The organism is Polaromonas sp. A23, from assembly GCF_002001015.1.
Taxonomy (GTDB): Bacteria; Pseudomonadota; Gammaproteobacteria; order Burkholderiales; family Burkholderiaceae_C; genus Polaromonas.
Genome location: NZ_MUNO01000037.1, coordinates 96,650 through 112,874 on the forward strand (window position 1 = coordinate 96,650; position 16,225 = coordinate 112,874).

Genomic DNA, 16,225 nt, shown 5'->3' on the forward strand with positions numbered 1-16,225 from the left:
ACCCGCCGACCCTGTCCATGCGACCATGCTTTTCATCGGCCACCGAACAATACCGGCAACGCACCGCTCATGAAACCTGATTTCCATTTGAATGCCGTCCTGTTAGCCACTCTGGCTGCGGCCTGCCCTTTGCAAGCCCACGCGCTGGCCGGCGTGGCCCAGTTCACCGCCGGCGAAGTCAATGTGCGCCAGGCCGATGGCCGCACCATCGCCCTGGCCAAAGGCGGCAACATCGACAGCGGCCAGGCCATCGTCACTGGTGGCACTGGCCGCGCCCAAGTCAAATTCACCGACGGCGGGCTGATTTCCCTGCAGCCCAATACTGAGTTCAAGATTGCCAATTACGTCGATCAGAACGACCCCAAGGAAGACCGTTTCCTGGTGGACCTGCTGCGTGGCGGCATGCGTGCCATCACCGGCCTGATCGGCAAACGCAACCGCGACAACTACAAGCTCACCACCACCACGGCCACCATCGGCATCCGTGGCTCGGGCTTCAAGGTTGGCTACAACCCTGATGGCTCCCTGGGCATCAGCAGCGAATTGGACAAGATCGAGGTGTGTAACCAGAGCGGCTGTATTGGCCTGGTGGCCGGGGAGTCGGTCAAGGTTGTTGACAGCACCACCCCGCCTGTGCGGACGAGCGGGATGGTTAAGAACGACATGCCCAAGCCTCCTGAAAAAGAGATCATTGTGATTGGCGAAAGACAACCCATCCCCCCACAGCCTCCGGCCCCAAAAGAATTGACCTTTACCGACATCACTGTGCTCGGTGTCGCGACTGACAGCTCAAACAATGCCTTCAACGAGCTGGGCACCGGTGGCGGCCTTTCCAGCACGTTCGAGGTCAACGGTGCCAAGATGCTCAAGGTCAACAAGCCGGGCGCAATATCAACCACTTGGGCTCCCACCGGGGCCGCGGTGGGTGTCGGTTTCATGGGGGGTGTGAGCGACCCTGATTTCCTGGGATGGGGCAGCTGGGTGCAGACCAGCAAGGAGGTGGTCAACGGCGGCTCGACCACCGTAACCCCGCTGCAATATTTCCATTACATTGCCGGACGCCCCACTTCGCAAATGCCCACTACCGGCACTGCAACATACATATTTGCCGGGGGAACATCCCCTACGCGGATCAACGGAGGCGGGACTACCGTTGGCACCATCAATGCCGCCAACACCAACCTGAGCGTCAATTTCGGCGCCGGCAGCCTGACGGCCAACATTGACACCTCATTTGTCGTCATCAGCGATACAGCATCTATCGTTGGCGCCTCGTTCAGCGGGACTTACGTCAACGGATTTTTCACTGGTGCGGGTGCCGCTCGCGCAGGGTTGACCTTCAAGAAATCTCTCACCGTCAGCGATGTGGTGACTGGAGCCGTGGTCTTTACCAAACAGTAAGGGACTGAGCCGCGCTTCGCACCAGCGCATTCAGCAAACATCAAGAGCAATCACGATGCAACAACACTTTCAACTCAAGAACGCAGTCTTGTTGATGGCTCTTGCCGCCGTTTACCCCTTGCAGGCGCACGCCTTGGCAGGTGTTGCGCAATTCACTGCAGGCGAAGTCAATGTGCGCCAGACCGACGGCCGCACTATCGCCCTGGCCAAAGGAGGCAACATCGACAGCGGCCAGGCCATCGTCACCGGCGGCAGCGGTCGCGCCCAGGTCAAGTTCACCGACGGCGGGCTGATTTCCCTGCAGCCCAACACCGAGTTCAAGATCGCCAACTATGTTGACCAGAACGATCCCAAGGAAGACCGTTTTCTGGTGGACCTACTGCGCGGCAGCATGCGCGCCATTACCGGCCTGATCGGCAAGCGCAACCGCGACAACTACAAGCTCACCACCACCACGGCCACCATCGGCATCCGCGGCTCGGGCTTCAAGGTGGGTTACAACCCCGACGGCTCACTGGGCATCAGCAGCGAGCTGGACAAGATCGAGGTGTGCAACCAGAGCGGCTGTATTGGCCTCGTGGCGGGTGAGTCGGTGAAAGTGATCGATAGTGTCACCCCACCGACGCGCACAAGCGAGCAAGCCAAGGTGGAAACACCAAGTACCCCAAAAGACCCGGTAGTGGCCGGCGACAAGGTCAACGAAGAAGGCAAGGCGATGATCGTCACGAGCGGCACTGCAGCGGCGGTGGCGGTGCCGGCTTCGACCGGCAGCTTCACCAACATGCTGGTCCGCGCAAGCTACGACGCGACCACAGGCGGCTCAACATTTGTTCCGGCCGGGGGCGCACTAACGGTGCTGGACAACGGAAAAGTAACCAAATTCACCGACGGAACCTTCGGCTATACGCCCAACACAGTGGGCTCGTCCGGCTTTCTGGGCGCCGTCTCGACCAATGACTTCATTGGCTGGGGGGTGTGGACCAATGGCACCAAAGCCAATCTCGTAACACCATCCCCCATATCGGTCAATTACCTGCACTTCGTTGCGGGCCAGCCCACCGCTGTCATGCCCACCACAGGGTCGGCAAGCTATTCACTGGTGGGTTCCACGGCACCGACCTTGTACACGGGGACCAGCGGGACCCTGTTGAGCACATCATTTGTTGCAGATTTCGCCGCCGCCACGATTGCCGTCTCCCTGGCGACGAGCTTCGGTACCGTCAGCGGCCCCCTGTCAATAAGCGGAGCAGGCCCGCAAGACTTCAGCGGCGGATCCAACGGAACCATCAAGGGATTTTTCAGCGGTCCCAATGCCGCGCGGGCGGGCCTTGTTTATAACGGCTATAGCAGCGCAAATGGCGGTTACTTCTCCGGTGCTGCAGTGTTCCAAAAATAGTCACTGGCTCAGCGCAAAAGAAAAGCCAGGTCGCGTTCGGTAGTAAATTCGCCATGCAGTTCCATGGCCTGCTGCCTGGCGGCCAGCCCAGTCAGAGTGCACAGTTCACGCGATGCTTGCAGCCGCATCAGAACATCGTAGGCTTGCTCTTGCGAGTCGATGAGGAAACCCGACACCCCTTCCTCGATCGCCTCGACATAACCCCCGCGGCGCTGCGCCACCACCGGCAGACCGCTGGCCATCGCCTCCAGCACAACACGCCCATAAGCTTCGGTGGATGTCCCGGTTCTGTAGAAAAATGCGTTCAAGGACGCGTAGAAGTCGGACACAGGCTCCGCCCCCTCCGCCAACAGTTCCACACCCTCGACCCCATCCAGCGCGGGCCCCAGACAGGTGCCACCCATGATGCGCACTTTGATCCCCTGGCTGGCAAGCATCCGGTACAGCGCCGGATCGTCGGGATGGTGCTTGTCCAGCGAATCCCGGCTAACCCGGCCAACGACAAAATTCTGCGGGGTCTGTGCATCGCGCTTTTCGAACCGGGCAGAGGCCATATCAAACATGGGCTGCAAATCCATGAGGCTGTGAGCAACGCGCCCCGGCAAGGAAACGCTCAGTTGCAACATCTGCGAGACAAAAACCAGCTCAGGGTCAAGCCCGGTGGCGTCGCGCACCTGCTCAATCATGCTGAACAGCAAGGCGTGGTTGGCCAGGTTGTAGGCGATGCTGACGCGCTCGAAACGGGTGTACTTCAGCCAGGGGCCCAAACGCACATGCACCCCGCCAATCCACAGCCGGCCGTCTTTGGGAAACTGGTGCGCAAAGGGCTGAATAGCTTGGATGGTGCGACCGCCATAAGCGCGATGGACCGGCGTGTCCGACCATACCTGGACGGCTCTCCTACCGACTATCAATCGCTGGATGTCCAGCAGCTCGCGCTCAGCCCCGGTAAACAGTGATCCGAACTGGCCCAGCAAGTGCAAGGTCGACAAGGCTGAGGCCGGCGTGGCGGGGTTCATGGTGCTGCTCATTATCCGTATATCCGCTGCCTGGCCCGGACACTTTGTCGCGCAGGCGGTGTTGGCGGCTGTCTCATAATCAGCCATGACTTCGACTGTCGTGCCCCACGCCACTCCCCACGCCACCTGGATGGAGCGCGGTATTGCGCTCCATGCGCAAGGCCAGCTCGAGCAGGCGCTGAGCGCATTCGAAAACGCGCGCGCGCTGGCACCGTCGGATCCGAACACCTCAGTCGCAAGCGCCACGCTCCTGGTGGCATTGTCCCGGCCGCAGGCGGCCTACCGCCTGTTACTGACCCTTGAAAAAGAGCTGATGGCGAGCGCCGAGGGCGCCACCAATCTGGGCATAGCCGCGGAAGCCTGCGGCGACCTGACCAAGGCGGAAGCCGCCTATCGACAAGCACTCACGCTGGACCCTACCCATGTGCGCGCGCTGACCAACGCCGCTCTGCTCGCCGGAGCACAGTCCAGATGGGTAGAAGCGGTCGCGGCGGCCGAGCAAGCCGTGGCTCTGGCCCCGGATGAGCCGGGTTATCGCCACAACCTGTCAGACCTGCTCGCTGCAGCTGGCCACTACCGCGAATCGCTCGACGTCCTCGAATTGGCTTGCCTGCGCTTTCCGGACCACCTGGACATCAGCATGCGCCGCATCGCGGCACTGGCTTTTTGTGGGCGTCTCGAGGACTCGGCCGCGCTGGAGGCAAAGCTGACTGATGGGGAAAGAGAGTATTTCCTGGCGTTTTTGAAGCGGGCCGCCGCCTCGGCAGATCCCGACAAGCGTCTACTTCCCGCACCCGACATCTCGACCGACGCCTTCCAGCTCTACACCGACCAGGCTTTCAGCGCACTCATCACATGCGATTGGCGCGAAAGCGCGCAGCTCGCCGCGACGCTGCGTCGCATGCTCGCAGACTGCATGGAAAATCACACCCCAAGAGATTTCCGGGAGGCCCAGTTCTTCGGGACCGTTCTGGGACTGCGCGAAGACGAACTGGCGCAGATGCGCGAAGTTTCAACAAGGGCGATCGCCGCGCGTCAGCAAACTGCCTTGCCCACGTTTAGTGCGACACGCAAGCCTTATCGGGGCAAGGACCAGCGTATTCAGATCGGCCTGGCGGTACCCGGGCTCGCTGACAGCCGGACCGTTTCAGCCCTCCAGCGCCAACTGCAATTGCATGACAGGAATCGCTTTGCTTTTCATGTCTATTCCTCCACCCGCCGCCCCAATCTTCAACACAAAGACACCCTCGCGCCGCTCGCTGCCAGCCTCGTGGAAACCGCTCACATGACCCATGCAGAAGCTGCGGCGCGCATGCGGCTGGACCAGCTGGATGTGTTTGTGGATATGGCCTTCAACAGCCCGTGGTGTCGCCCGGAGGTTCTTGCGCTTCGTGTAGCGCCGGTGCAGATACGCCAGCTAACCTGGCATCGACACCATCCGGCGCAGCCCTGCGACTACAACCTGTCGGACACGTTTATTCATCCCGACGGCCTGGACCTGAATCCCTTCGGGCCGGTCGTTCGCCTGCCCCATACCTGCTGGCTGGACACCCGGCTCGAGGGCCATGAGTCACGGGCCGTGAGTCGAGTTGCAGCAGGTCTGCCTGATGACGCCTTTGTGCTCTGCTCTGTCATTTCTCCAGCCACCCTCGACCCCTCCACCTTCAGCTTGTGGATGGACATCCTGCGGGCATTACCCCATGCCGTGCTTTGGCTGCCTGGTTTTGGCGCTGCGGCGTCCCACCTGTGTCGGGAAGCAGAAGCCGTCGGCATGTCGCCCCACCGGATCCGGTGTTCCGCGTCTGCGGACAATCTTGAAATGTCGGCAGATCTCAGGCTCGCAGATCTGTTTCTTGATCCCATCCGTTTCAATGCAAATCAGGGCCTGGTCGATGCCTTGCGTCTTGGCGTTCCTGCCATCACCTGCGCAGGCAAAAGCATGGCTTCCCGGCTGGGAGGCAGCATCATCCGTGCGGCTGGTTTGCCGGACTGCGTTTGTGAAAACGAAGCAACCTATCTCGAAGCGGCGATCCGGCTCGGGCAGGACAGTGGCCATCTCAAGAGCCTGCGCACCAGGTTGCAAGCGGCCATCCCCACCGCACCGCTTTTTAACCTGCCGGCGCGCGTCCGCGAACTGGAAGCGGCTTGGACCATCATGATTGAACGCTCTCGCGCCGGCTTGCCACCTGCAGCTTTTGACGTTCCGCCGGATTAAGGTTTTGAGCGCGAATTTGCTCCTGTTTTTATAGCTATCCACGCCCGGTGAATATGGGCTTGAAGCATTTTTTGTTTACAGAAACCCGTCCTTGGTGTCAACCAGCTTCCACCCGATCGCGGATCTGCTGCAGCGCCGAGGGATCGTCCATGGTGGTCAGGTCGCCTGCATCGCGGCCCTCGCATACCGCCTGGATGGCGCGGCGCAGCAGCTTCCCACTGCGTGTTTTGGGCAGCATGGACACAAAGCGCACGCGCGAAGGCCGGGCCAGCGCGCCCAGATCCTGGTCGACACGTTTCATGACTTCGCCTTCAAGCTTGAGGGCTTCGGCGCTGTTGGCAAGCACGCTGGCGTCTTTGGGCACAACAAACGCCATGGCGACCTGGCCCTTGAGGGTGTCCGCCACACCGACCACCGCCACTTCCGCCACGCCCGCATGGCCGGAAATGCTTTCCTCAATCTCGCGTGTGCCCAGGCGGTGGCCAGCCACATTGATCACGTCGTCCGTACGGCCGAGGATGAAGTAATAGCCGTCTTTGTCGCGAATACCCCAGTCGAAAGTGCTGTAGACCATCTTGCCGGGCACGGTTTTCCAGTAGGTGTTGACGAAGCGCGCATCGTCTTTCCACACCGTTTGCATGAAGCCGGGCGGTGTCGGGCCTTCCAGCACGACCACGCCTTTTTCGTTGGGCTGCGTCAGCTCTTCACCGGTGGACTCGTGCAGCAGCTTCACGTTGTAGCCGTACATCGGAATGCCCGGGCTGCCGAACTTGCTGGCTTTTTTCTCGACGGGATTGGCAATCGTCAAAATCGGCCAGCCACTTTCAGTCTGCCAGTAGTTGTCGATGATGGGCACCTGCAGCCCTTCGCTGATCCATCGCGCCGTCGGCTCGTCCAGCGGCTCGCCGGCCAGGAAGAGCGCGCGCAGACTGGACAGGTCGTATTTCTTGAGAAGCGCCGGGTCCTGCTTCTTCAGCACGCGCACGGCTGTAGGGGCGCTGAACATGGCCGTGACTTTGTACTTCTCCACCAGCCGCCACCAGATGCCGCCATCGGGCTCCTTGTCCAGGCCCCGCGTCGGCAGGCCCTCGTACATCAGCGTGGCCATGCCGGCAATCAGCGGGCCATAAATGATGTAGCTGTGGCCCACGACCCAGCCGATGTCGCTGGTCGAGAAATAGGTTTCGCCGGCGCGGCCGTCGAAGATGTGTTTCATGCTGGCGGCCAACGCCACTGCATAACCGCCGGTGTCGCGCTGCACGCCTTTGGGTTTGCCTGTGGTACCGCTGGTGTAGATCGTATAGCTGATGTCGGTGGACTTCATCCACTCGCAGGGAACCTTGTCGTTCACGTGTTTGGCGCGCAGATCCGACCACAGCTGGTCGCGCCCGGCGACCAGCTGCATGGGCGAAAGGCCGCGGTCGGCCAGCAGCACCGCCTCCGGCTTGTGACTGGAGAGGCGAATTGCCTCGTCAAGCAGCGGCTTGTAGGGTACGATTTTTCCGCCGCGCGAGCCCGCGTCGGCGCTGACGATGACCTTGGGCGTCGCGTCTTCAATGCGCGAGGCCAGCGAGCCGCTGGCAAAACCACCAAACACCACGCAGTGAATCGCGCCAATCCGGGCGCAGGCAAGCATCGCAAACGCTGCCTCGGCAATCATGGGCATGTAGATCAACACACGGTCGCCCTTGGTCACCCCCAGTGCCTGCAGGCTGGCCGCCATGCGCTGCACTTCGGCGTGCAATTCGGTAAAGCTGTAGGTTTTTTCGACGCCGGTTTCGGTCGATACATAGATCAGCGCCGCCTGGTCCGCCCGGTCTTTCAAGTGGCGGTCCACGGCGTTGTGACACAGGTTGGTGGTGCCGCCTTCGAACCAGTGCGCAAACGGCGGCTTGTCGTAATTGCAGACACGCGTGAAAGGCTGCTGCCAGTCGATCAGTTTGGCCTGCTCGGTCCAGAAGGCGTCGGGCTCATTGATCGACTGGCGGTAGAAATCGGCGTAGCTTGTCATGTCTTGGCTCCAGTTTTTTTCACCCGCTCAGATTTTGACCACGATGCGTCCGCGGACCTTGCCCGCCATCAACTCGGCGGCTTTTCTCACAACACGGCTCAGCGCAACTTCTTCCACAACGGTTTTCGAGTTTCACCGTGTCCAGGTCCATCACCAGCCTGTGCTTGTCTCCGGCTATTCGTTTAAATTGAATTCATAATTATAAATAATAGTCTTGCGGCACGCTTACACCCCAAGCACGTCGACGGTAATCAGGCTGCCATCCCGTTCATGGCTGTTCTGGCGAACGTGGCTTCTCCAGGATCACCATCGCAATACCCCCGAGAATGGCCAGCGAAGCCAGCACCAGTCGCAGTGTGATCTCCTCCCCAAGAAGAGCCACGCCCCCCAGCGCAGCAATCACAGGAACACTCAGCTGCACGGTTGCGGCACTGGTGGCTTTCAAGGCCGGCAAGGCCGTGTACCAAATGGCGTAACCCACCGCGGAGGTCAGGGCGCCTGACGCAAGCGCGTACCAGAAGCCGGCAGCATCCACCGACACCTGGTTCACCATCGATACGCTTAATGCGGCAGCGATCGGCGCTGCACGCAGGAAATTGCCCGCCGTCACCCGGGTCGGGTCGCCCTGCCCCCTGCCGCGCAGGGAATAAATGCCCCAAGCCACCCCGGCGCCCAGCATCAGCAATGAACCCGCCAGCGGCGGCGCCGATAAACCGGGCAGCAGCAGCCCCACCAGCCCGACCAGCGCCAGGACGAGGCCGAACAGCTGCAGCTTGCGAAATCGCTCGCCTGACCAGACACCATGACCGATCATCGTCGCCTGAACGGCGCCGAACAGCAACAACGCACCACTCGCCGCCGGCAGGCTCAGATACGCAAAAGAAAACCCGGCGGCATAAGCAAACAGGGCCAGAGCCGACAGCCAGTTACCGCCACCCTCGACCGTGCGGCGCCCTGCTCGCACCAACAGCCAGAGGACCAATGCACCCGAAACCAGGCGGACGGTGGTGAAACTGGCGGCATCCATTCCGCTGTCTTTGAGCGCCGCCCGGCAGAGCAATGAATTGCCCGCAAACGCCATCATGGCGAGAAACGTCAAGGTGACCAGGCGTGCAGGAACCATGACGCATCTTAGCGATGGGCGGCCTTCATACCGCCGGAACAAATACGGGGTTTGAACCCGGGCAGGCTAGGCAGCGCCCTGCTTCACCAGCTCAAGCACTTTCCCGAACGCCGGGTGCTCAGCCGTGCGCAGCCATTCGAAGGCGACCATCTCGGTTGTCACCAATTCGGCGCCAGCGCCGGCCAGGCGGTCGAAGGCAGCGTCACGGTTACGCTCGGTGCGGGAGCTGCAGGCATCGGTAACCACCCAAACCTCAAACTCTTCATCAAGCAAACCCAGCGCCGTCTGCAGCAGGCACACATGCGCCTCGCAGCCAGCCAGAACAATCACGCCTCTGCCCTCTTCTTCGGCCGGTGCGGCTTTTTGCAGGTGTTTGGGCAGGCTGCGGGCGTTACCGCCACCCTGCGCTTTTCGAACCGGTGGCCGTAGCAGCTCGCTCAGCCCGTCTTCGACCGCATTGAAATGCATCTTGGCCAAGGTCCTTCCGGCTGCCGCTTCAATCAGGGTCTGCAACTCAGGCATGGTGGCACCCAGACCGTCCGGATTTTGGGCTGTGCCCCACAACGGAACCTGCATCAAACCGGCCAGCCGGGCCAGGCGCAAGGCATTGGCAAGAACCAGTTCGCACTCAAAAATGGCGGGCATCAGCCGCGTCTGGTAGTCCACCAGCACAAGTTGAGAGTCATCGGCATCAAGCAGCATGTTTATTCCAGAAAGTCTATTGAAAAAATCAGTTGTACAGAGCGTTGTCGCAGCAGTGCGGAGGGTTGACCTTCAAGGTCGGGGCGTTGGCTGTACCGGCAGTTCGGCAAACTTGAGCAGCCGTGTCGCCAGCAGCGTCTCGGCCAGAAAACACAAAAGAGCCAGCAGGAAACAGCACACGCCCGAGAGAAAACTCACCGTGGCGATTTTCAGGATGGGCAGGTCGCTGGTTTCGCCAAGGAACAGCAAAACAATGGTTAGCCCGATCAGGATGGCGCAAAACGTCAGCAAGGCCAGGCAGCCGTTGACCAGCCAGCCGCGGTGCCTGAGCTCTCCCAGCTCTGCGTACATTTTTTTCGCCTTGCTCTCTTCAACACCGCCCGCCTCCAGCCTGTTTTCCAGAAAGCGTGCGCGGTCGATGATGCGCGCCAGACGCCCGGCCACGGCGGCAATCATGCCGGAGACGGCCGTCAGCAGAAACACCGGGGCCACTGCCAGCTGTATGCCGTGGGTCACTGTGGCAAGGTCAGACGCAAAATTCATCGAGGGGGCTCCGGCTCTTGATGGGGAAGACGGCATTTTGTCATGCGGCCGCCGGCCCCTCCCGGTACGCTTACACACCGCCTCCTACGTGAATGTCGTCTCTGTCCGACATCCCTCAGGCAAAAGCAGGCCCACACTGCTTGCTCAAGCGCCCGTACCGGCCCTGGCTGGCCAATCCAAAGGATTCCCGCATGCTGCCCAACCGAGAGGGACAACGCGTTCCCGATGTCACCTTCAAGATCCGCCGCAACAGACAGTGGCCGGTGTCGGAACCGTGCTAAAGGTGTTCATCGCCGGGCAAAAAATCGGTGGTGCCGAAGCCCTGCAAGCCTGGCTGGCCGACAGGGACGTGCCCCTCCTGGTAGCCTGCGCCGCACGCACGCCAAGCCGGTGATAGGATATTTGAGTTGCCTCCCTGACCTTGAGTGAAGAGTTATGACACCGCCCAACACCCTTTCCGTCCACGCTTCACAACCCGGTCAGGAACTGCTCCGCGAAGAGGCTGCGCGCTACGCGCTGCTGCGCCGCATTGCACCAGCCATCCGCCACCACATGGCGGGCACGCTGCAACCCATAGGCATGATTTCCGCCATCCTCGAGAGGCGCCTGCAGGCGCCCGCGCCCGACCTGGCCGTGCTGCGCGACAACAGCAAGTCGATCAGCACACTGTCGCGATCGGCCGCCAGCGGCTGCATGAACCTGATCACCTGGGTCATCCCCAAGGAAAACGGCGTCATCTCGCTGGAAGCCGGCGTGGAAGAAGCGCTAGGCATGCTCACTACCGACCTGGCCTTTCGCGGCTTCACGGTGGACAACCAGATCAACGCGCCGGAGGTGAATACGTCCGTCTTCGCGCTTAGAACCGTGTTCACCGCCTGCCTGATTGCCCTCACCGATGCCGCCGAAGCGCCAGCCACCGTGGTGCTCAGCAATCAGCCCGCCGATGGCCAGACCCGGGTTTGCATCAACATGATCCGCGGCGAGGGCGAGAGCGAAGCCGGCGTCGATGAGGCGCGCATGTACCGTGCGCTGGGATGGGACGATGTGCAGGCCCTTGCGGCAGCCGAAAAAGTCAGCATCAGCTACAGCGCCAACCATGCCGACATGCTGTTCAGCGAAATCGAACAGGCCCTTGTCATCGGCTGAAGCCTGGCATCCGCTCCTGTTTTGATAGCTGCTTGCGCCCGATTGCAAAGGGCTGGTGGCACTTTTTGCTTATAAATTCCGCCAGCACTGCGAAAGGGGCGCCCTGCCAGGCGACCATGCTTATGCGCTCGCATGAAGGCAGCCACTGCGGCAGCTGCGAGCCGGCAGGCGGCGAGCGTTGGTAGACGGCAAGACAGCGCTTAGAGCGGCAAGTCGGCTTTTTTCAGGGTGCGCAGCACAAAGCTGGATTTGCTGTGGCGTATGCCCTTGATCTTGTAGAGCCGCTCACGCAGCAGGCGCTCATAGTCCTTGGTGCCGCTGACGGCAATGCGCAGCAGGTAGTCATAGTCACCTGACACCAGGTAAGCCTCGATCACTTCCGGAATCTTCGCCAGGGTTTCGCCGAATTTTTCCAGCGTGTTGTCGGAGTGGCTGTCCAGCGTGACCTGCACCAACACGGTATCACTCAGGTCCAGCGCCGCGGCGTTGATGCGCACGGTGTACCCCTCGATGACGCCGGACTCCTCCATCTTCTTGATGCGGCTCCAGCACGGTGTGTGGCTCAGGCCGACGGCCTGGCCGATCTCCTGCAAACTGGCGCGTGCATTGGCCTGCAGAACCTGAAGTATTTTTCGATCAATTTTATCCATGCAGAAATATTTCCTCTATTAATCAATATTTAAAGAAATTATTACTTAAATCATTGAAAATCAAAAGAAATACAGAAGCACTTTCTCCGCTTCGAAGCGGATACTTCTTTCTGGCAAACGAATTTACCGATACGTGTTGCAAGGCAGACGCACCAGCGGGTTACCGCCCACTGGTGCGTTTGGGCATGTGCGGCTCAGCCGAACTTCCGCAACGCGTCAATCGCCAGGCCGCTGCCTATGCTGCCGAACAGGTCGCCCTCGGCCCGGCGCGCCTGCGGCAGCAGCGCGGCAACACGCTCGCGCAGCAAAGGCACGCTGCTTGAGCCGCCGGTAAAAAACACCGTATCCACCTGCGCTGGCAGCACCCCGGCGTCTCGCAACAGGCCGGTGACGGCCCGGGCAACCGTATCTGTCAGCTCGCCAATGGCCGCATCAAAGTCGGCTCGATGCAAAACGAGAACTTCACCGGGATCGATGCGCCCCAGGTTCAGTTCTGTTTGCGGCGTGCCTGAAAGCGCTATCTTGGCTTCTTCCACTTGCATGGCCAGCCAATGGCCTGCACGCTCGGCCACCAGCTTCTGCAGGCGCGCGAGCTTTTCCTTTTCCTGCGCCTCGCGATACAGCTCGCTGATCTGCGACCACGCCTGTTTTGTGTAGGCAAAGTTGATGGTGTGCCAGGTTGCCAGGTTGAAATACTGGGCCGAAGGCATCTGCAAGCCGTTCTTGAGCTGGCTGCCCAAACCCAGCAAGGGCATGACGCTGCCCAGGCTGAGGTATTTGTCGAAGTCGGTACCGCCTATGTGCACACCCCCACTGGCCAGGATGTCCTCGCGCCGGTCCGCTTTGCGTACGCCTTCAGGCGCCAGCCGCACCAGTGCGAAGTCCGAGGTGCCGCCGCCAATGTCAACCACCAGCACCAGCTCTTCGCGCGTGACCTGGGCCTCATAGGCAAAAGCCGCGGCAATGGGCTCGTACTGGAAAGCGATTTCCTTCAGGCCGACGGCGCGCGCAATTTCGGCCAGCGTGTTTTCAGCCTGCCGGTCAGCCGCCGCATCGCCATCGACAAAAAACACCGGCCGCCCCAGCACGGCACGCGTGAACTCGCGCCCAGCAGCATGTTCGGCCCGTCGCTTGAGTTCACCGATGAACTGCGCCAGCAATGCACGAAACGGCAAGGCCTGGCCCGCCACCTCGGTCTGTTCGTCAATCAGCGACGTGCCAAGCAGGCTTTTGAGCGAGCGCATCAGGCGCCCCTCATCGCCGGCCAGGTAATCTGCCAGTGCTGCCCGGCCGTAGCTGATGTGCCTGTCTTCGGCATGAAAAAACACCACCGAAGGTATGGTCGGCTTGCCGTCTTCCAGATTCAACAGAACAGCGCGGCCCGGTTCGGAATCGCTGCCGCAACCGGCGGTGGAGTTGGAAGTTCCGAAGTCAATGCCGCAGGCGTCGGGCCGGGTCGGCAAGGCGCCAGCCATCAAGGCTTGGCAAAGCCGCCGTCGGCCCAGGCGGTTGCACTGGCGCGGCTGAGCTTGAAGGCCGGTGACACACGCACCTGTGCCAGTTGTTCGCCCGCCTCATCGTGTGCCGTCAACAAGGCTGAAGGGTTGTCTTCATCCGGCACGATGTCCAGCGAGACCGTGATTCGCGCACCACGCGCGCTGACCTCCAGGCTCTGGTGCAGCGAAGCATGCAATTGCTGCTCATGACGGCGCACAAACTCGGAAGCGGTTTTTACCAACGTGCTGAAGGCCGGGCCGTCGAGAGGCTTGGGATTCTTCTTGTCACGCCCCATGGTCCAGGGGCCTACCAATGCAGGCTCAGGTTCGCCATCCTTGATCATGGCCACCGCCCAGCCGTCGTCGTCTTCATTCTTGAGAACACGTGCGGTCCAGCCATCGCCGCACCACAGGCGTGCCTGCTGCACGGGCGCATCCGGATCGGTGGAGGTTTCCGGAAAGGGAAAGTCGGAGGAGGCGTCGGTAATATCGGTCAAGGGGAGTCGTTTTCAGTCAAAAAAAATGGCGCTGCCGCGCCTTGTCTGTCGGTGCGATTTTACCCCGCATACGCAGCGTGCCCTCTGCTGCTGCGGCGGCTGTTCCGCGTTGCAGAATCCGCCCCGCTCGTAAACCTTGATGACAGCCACGCGCTGTACCGATACGCTTATCCCTTTTGATTACTTGCAACATCCCGGAGAACGTTCATGACCAACCGCCGCACATTCATCGCCAGCACTACTGCCGCAGTGGCCGGTGCAGCCTTGCCTTTGCTGGCCAGCGCGCAGGCCTACCCTTCGCGTCCGATCAAATACATCTGCCCATGGCCGGCAGGCGGCTCGACCGACGCCGTGATCCGTGTGCTGGCCGAAAGCGCCGGCAAGAGCCTGGGCCAGACCATCATTGTCGAAAACAAACCAGGCGCCGGCGGCATGCTGGGCGCCAACGAGATGATGAGCGCCAAACCCGACGGCTACACGCTCACGCAGCTGCCGCACGGCGTGTTCCGCATTCCGCACATGCAGAAAGTGCAATACGACCCGCTCAAGGATTTCACCTGGATCGCCTGCCTGACCGGCTACACCTTCGGCCTTGTGGTGCCAGCGGACTCGCCCATCAAGAGCATCAAAGACCTGGTGGCCTATGCCAAGGCCAACCCCGAGAAATTCACCTATGGATCCACCGGCACCGGCACCAGCCCTCATCTGGCGATGGAGGAGTTCGCGCAGCGCGCCGGCATCAAGCTCACGCATGTGCCTTTCAAGGGCAATGCCGACAACATGCAGGCCATCCTGGGTGGCCACGTGATGGCCGCAAGCGACGCCACCGGCTGGGGCCCGCATGTGGAATCGGGCAAGTTGCGCCTGCTGGCCACTTACGGCAGCAAACGCACCAAGCGCTGGCCCAACGTGCCGACGCTGAACGAGCTGGGCTACGACACCGTGTCGGACTCGCCTTTCGGCGTGTGCGGCCCCAAGGGGATGGACCCGGCCGTTGTGGCGACGCTGCACGAAGCGTTCCGAAAAACCCTCAATGACCCGGCGGTGCTGGCAACCTTCGACAAGTACGACCAATCGGTGATCTATATGAACACCTCGCAGTACACGCGCTTTGCGCGCGAGACCTTCATCGCCGAAAAGGCGACCATCGAACGTCTGGGCCTGACCAACAAGGGCTAAATCCAGTTCGTGCTGGTGCCCAAATATCGGGCACAGTCCGGCAAGCCCCGGCCGGCAAGGCTTTGCGGGCTTGTCCACGCGCTTATCCACAGAGTGGCGCACAGAATGCGGGGGCAAGAAAAAAGGCCCCTCATGGCCCTGCCGCGCCTGCGCTATGCTTTGCGGTTCATCCCCGAACGGACCGCCATGACACGCCCTACCTTCAAGCTTTTTCCCGCCACCCTCCTCGCGCTTCTGCTCGCCGCCGGCCTGCTGGTGTCCGGCTGCAAGGACACCCCCGGTACAGACGCACCGGTCAAGGCTGGCTCCACACCGGTGTCTACAGCCGTGATTGCCGCCGAGGCCAAGGGTTTCACCGTCGGCTCAACCATGAGCGCCCGCACGGTGTATGTCTTCTTCGATGCCCAATGCCCACATTGCACTGCCTTGTGGCTGGCCGCCAAACCGCTGCGGTCGCAAGCGAAATTTGTATGGATTCCGGTGGGCTTGCTCAATGCTTCCAGCACTTCTCAGGGCGCCACCCTGCTCGCGGCCAAAGACCCGGTGGCAGCGATGGACGAACATGAGGCGTCCATGCAGGCCAAGGGCGGCGGCATCAGCGCCGGCAGTGACATTGCCGCGCAAAAGGAAACGGTGGCCAAAAACACGGCACTCCTGACGCGCCTGGGCTTCGCCTCGATTCCGACCATCGTCGGCACCCATGCACAAAGCGGTGTATTGGTGACGAAGGAGGGGTCCATGCCGACCGCTGCACTGGCAAACCTGCTGGGCCTGCAGGTGCCTGCAGCGCAATAAATTACCTTCTTTTCAAATAAAAAGCTGCTCGCGCCCAATGAATAAGGGCGCC

The 16,225-nt window shown here is 61.2% G+C and carries 13 protein-coding genes and 1 pseudogene; 6 read left to right on the forward strand and 8 right to left on the reverse strand.

Annotated elements, in window-relative coordinates; genetic code table 11:
• The first annotated feature begins 69 nt into the window (after window positions 1-69).
• Window positions 70-1,401 (forward strand): FecR domain-containing protein, encoded by a 1,332-nt coding sequence (locus tag B0B52_RS17410; RefSeq protein ID WP_077594937.1) that lies wholly within the window; start codon window positions 70-72, stop codon window positions 1,399-1,401.
• A gap of 55 nt (window positions 1,402-1,456) precedes the next feature.
• Complete coding sequence (locus B0B52_RS17415) at window positions 1,457-2,797, forward strand: FecR family protein (protein WP_077594938.1); 1,341 nt, start codon at window positions 1,457-1,459, stop codon at window positions 2,795-2,797.
• An 8-nt stretch (window positions 2,798-2,805) separates the two neighbouring features.
• Here B0B52_RS17415 and B0B52_RS17420 read toward each other — a convergent pair whose 3' ends face one another.
• Window positions 2,806-3,816 carry a glycosyltransferase gene (locus tag B0B52_RS17420; RefSeq protein WP_217349811.1) on the reverse strand — a complete coding sequence of 337 codons (1,011 nt, stop codon included), beginning with the start codon at window positions 3,814-3,816 and terminating at the stop codon, window positions 2,806-2,808.
• A gap of 85 nt (window positions 3,817-3,901) precedes the next feature.
• Between B0B52_RS17420 and B0B52_RS17425 the strand changes: the two genes are divergently transcribed.
• Window positions 3,902-6,031: a tetratricopeptide repeat protein gene (locus B0B52_RS17425; protein WP_077594940.1), complete on the forward strand. Its 2,130-nt coding sequence runs from the start codon at window positions 3,902-3,904 to the stop codon at window positions 6,029-6,031.
• Between the two features lie 97 nt (window positions 6,032-6,128).
• On the opposite strand, the pseudogene B0B52_RS17430 reads toward B0B52_RS17425, so the two are convergent.
• The 4 genes and pseudogenes from B0B52_RS17430 to B0B52_RS17445 all read right to left on the reverse strand — a co-directional run.
• Window positions 6,129-8,045: pseudogene (locus tag B0B52_RS17430) on the reverse strand (propionate--CoA ligase); the annotation flags it as partial.
• A 265-nt stretch (window positions 8,046-8,310) separates the two neighbouring features.
• The gene (locus B0B52_RS17435) at window positions 8,311-9,165 is read right to left on the reverse strand and encodes a DMT family transporter (protein ID WP_077594942.1); all 855 of its coding nucleotides are present in this window, start codon (window positions 9,163-9,165) and stop codon (window positions 8,311-8,313) included.
• A gap of 66 nt (window positions 9,166-9,231) precedes the next feature.
• A complete protein-coding gene (locus tag B0B52_RS17440) occupies window positions 9,232-9,867 on the reverse strand; it encodes an isochorismatase family protein (RefSeq protein ID WP_077594943.1) in 636 nt (211 codons plus the stop codon).
• A gap of 72 nt (window positions 9,868-9,939) precedes the next feature.
• Window positions 9,940-10,410 carry a DUF2721 domain-containing protein gene (locus tag B0B52_RS17445; protein WP_077594944.1) on the reverse strand — a complete coding sequence of 157 codons (471 nt, stop codon included), beginning with the start codon at window positions 10,408-10,410 and terminating at the stop codon, window positions 9,940-9,942.
• Window positions 10,411-10,845: 435 nt separating this feature from the next.
• Between B0B52_RS17445 and B0B52_RS17450 the strand changes: the two genes are divergently transcribed.
• Window positions 10,846-11,556, forward strand: a complete 711-nt coding sequence (locus B0B52_RS17450) for a hypothetical protein (protein ID WP_077594945.1) — start codon at window positions 10,846-10,848, stop codon at window positions 11,554-11,556.
• 200 nt (window positions 11,557-11,756) lie between these two features.
• Here the strand turns inward: B0B52_RS17450 and B0B52_RS17455 are convergent, their stop codons facing one another.
• From B0B52_RS17455 to B0B52_RS17465, 3 genes are all read right to left on the reverse strand, one after another.
• Window positions 11,757-12,206: an Lrp/AsnC family transcriptional regulator gene (locus B0B52_RS17455; RefSeq protein WP_077594946.1), complete on the reverse strand. Its 450-nt coding sequence runs from the start codon at window positions 12,204-12,206 to the stop codon at window positions 11,757-11,759.
• Between the two features lie 194 nt (window positions 12,207-12,400).
• Window positions 12,401-13,681: an Hsp70 family protein gene (locus B0B52_RS17460; protein ID WP_077594947.1), complete on the reverse strand. Its 1,281-nt coding sequence runs from the start codon at window positions 13,679-13,681 to the stop codon at window positions 12,401-12,403.
• The gene (locus tag B0B52_RS17465; RefSeq protein WP_077595045.1) at window positions 13,681-14,190 is read right to left on the reverse strand and encodes a hypothetical protein; all 510 of its coding nucleotides are present in this window, start codon (window positions 14,188-14,190) and stop codon (window positions 13,681-13,683) included. Before B0B52_RS17465 ends, B0B52_RS17460 begins: the two co-directional genes overlap by 1 nt.
• 216 nt (window positions 14,191-14,406) lie before the next feature.
• Here B0B52_RS17465 and B0B52_RS17470 point away from each other — a divergent pair, with 216 nt between their 5' ends.
• Together B0B52_RS17470 and B0B52_RS17475 are read left to right on the forward strand one after the other, a co-directional pair.
• Window positions 14,407-15,378, forward strand: coding sequence for a tripartite tricarboxylate transporter substrate binding protein (locus tag B0B52_RS17470; RefSeq protein ID WP_077594948.1), 972 nt, complete (start codon window positions 14,407-14,409; stop codon window positions 15,376-15,378).
• Window positions 15,379-15,564: 186 nt separating this feature from the next.
• Window positions 15,565-16,173: a thioredoxin fold domain-containing protein gene (locus B0B52_RS17475; protein ID WP_077595046.1), complete on the forward strand. Its 609-nt coding sequence runs from the start codon at window positions 15,565-15,567 to the stop codon at window positions 16,171-16,173.
• Window positions 16,174-16,225 lie beyond the last annotated feature (52 nt).

Bases quoted from the DNA above. Each gene is read 5' to 3' on its own strand.
- B0B52_RS17410 (WP_077594937.1), top strand. From the start codon at position 70: ATGAAACCTGATTTCCATTTGAATGCCGTCCTGTTAGCCACTCTGGCT.
- B0B52_RS17415 (WP_077594938.1), top strand. From the start codon at position 1,457: ATGCAACAACACTTTCAACTCAAGAACGCAGTCTTGTTGATGGCTCTT.
- B0B52_RS17420 (WP_217349811.1), bottom strand. From the start codon at position 3,816: ATGAACCCCGCCACGCCGGCCTCAGCCTTGTCGACCTTGCACTTGCTG.
- B0B52_RS17425 (WP_077594940.1), top strand. From the start codon at position 3,902: ATGACTTCGACTGTCGTGCCCCACGCCACTCCCCACGCCACCTGGATG.
- B0B52_RS17435 (WP_077594942.1), bottom strand. From the start codon at position 9,165: ATGGTTCCTGCACGCCTGGTCACCTTGACGTTTCTCGCCATGATGGCG.
- B0B52_RS17440 (WP_077594943.1), bottom strand. From the start codon at position 9,867: ATGCTGCTTGATGCCGATGACTCTCAACTTGTGCTGGTGGACTACCAG.
- B0B52_RS17445 (WP_077594944.1), bottom strand. From the start codon at position 10,410: ATGAATTTTGCGTCTGACCTTGCCACAGTGACCCACGGCATACAGCTG.
- B0B52_RS17450 (WP_077594945.1), top strand. From the start codon at position 10,846: ATGACACCGCCCAACACCCTTTCCGTCCACGCTTCACAACCCGGTCAG.
- B0B52_RS17455 (WP_077594946.1), bottom strand. From the start codon at position 12,206: ATGGATAAAATTGATCGAAAAATACTTCAGGTTCTGCAGGCCAATGCA.
- B0B52_RS17460 (WP_077594947.1), bottom strand. From the start codon at position 13,681: ATGGCTGGCGCCTTGCCGACCCGGCCCGACGCCTGCGGCATTGACTTC.
- B0B52_RS17470 (WP_077594948.1), top strand. From the start codon at position 14,407: ATGACCAACCGCCGCACATTCATCGCCAGCACTACTGCCGCAGTGGCC.
- B0B52_RS17475 (WP_077595046.1), top strand. From the start codon at position 15,565: ATGACACGCCCTACCTTCAAGCTTTTTCCCGCCACCCTCCTCGCGCTT.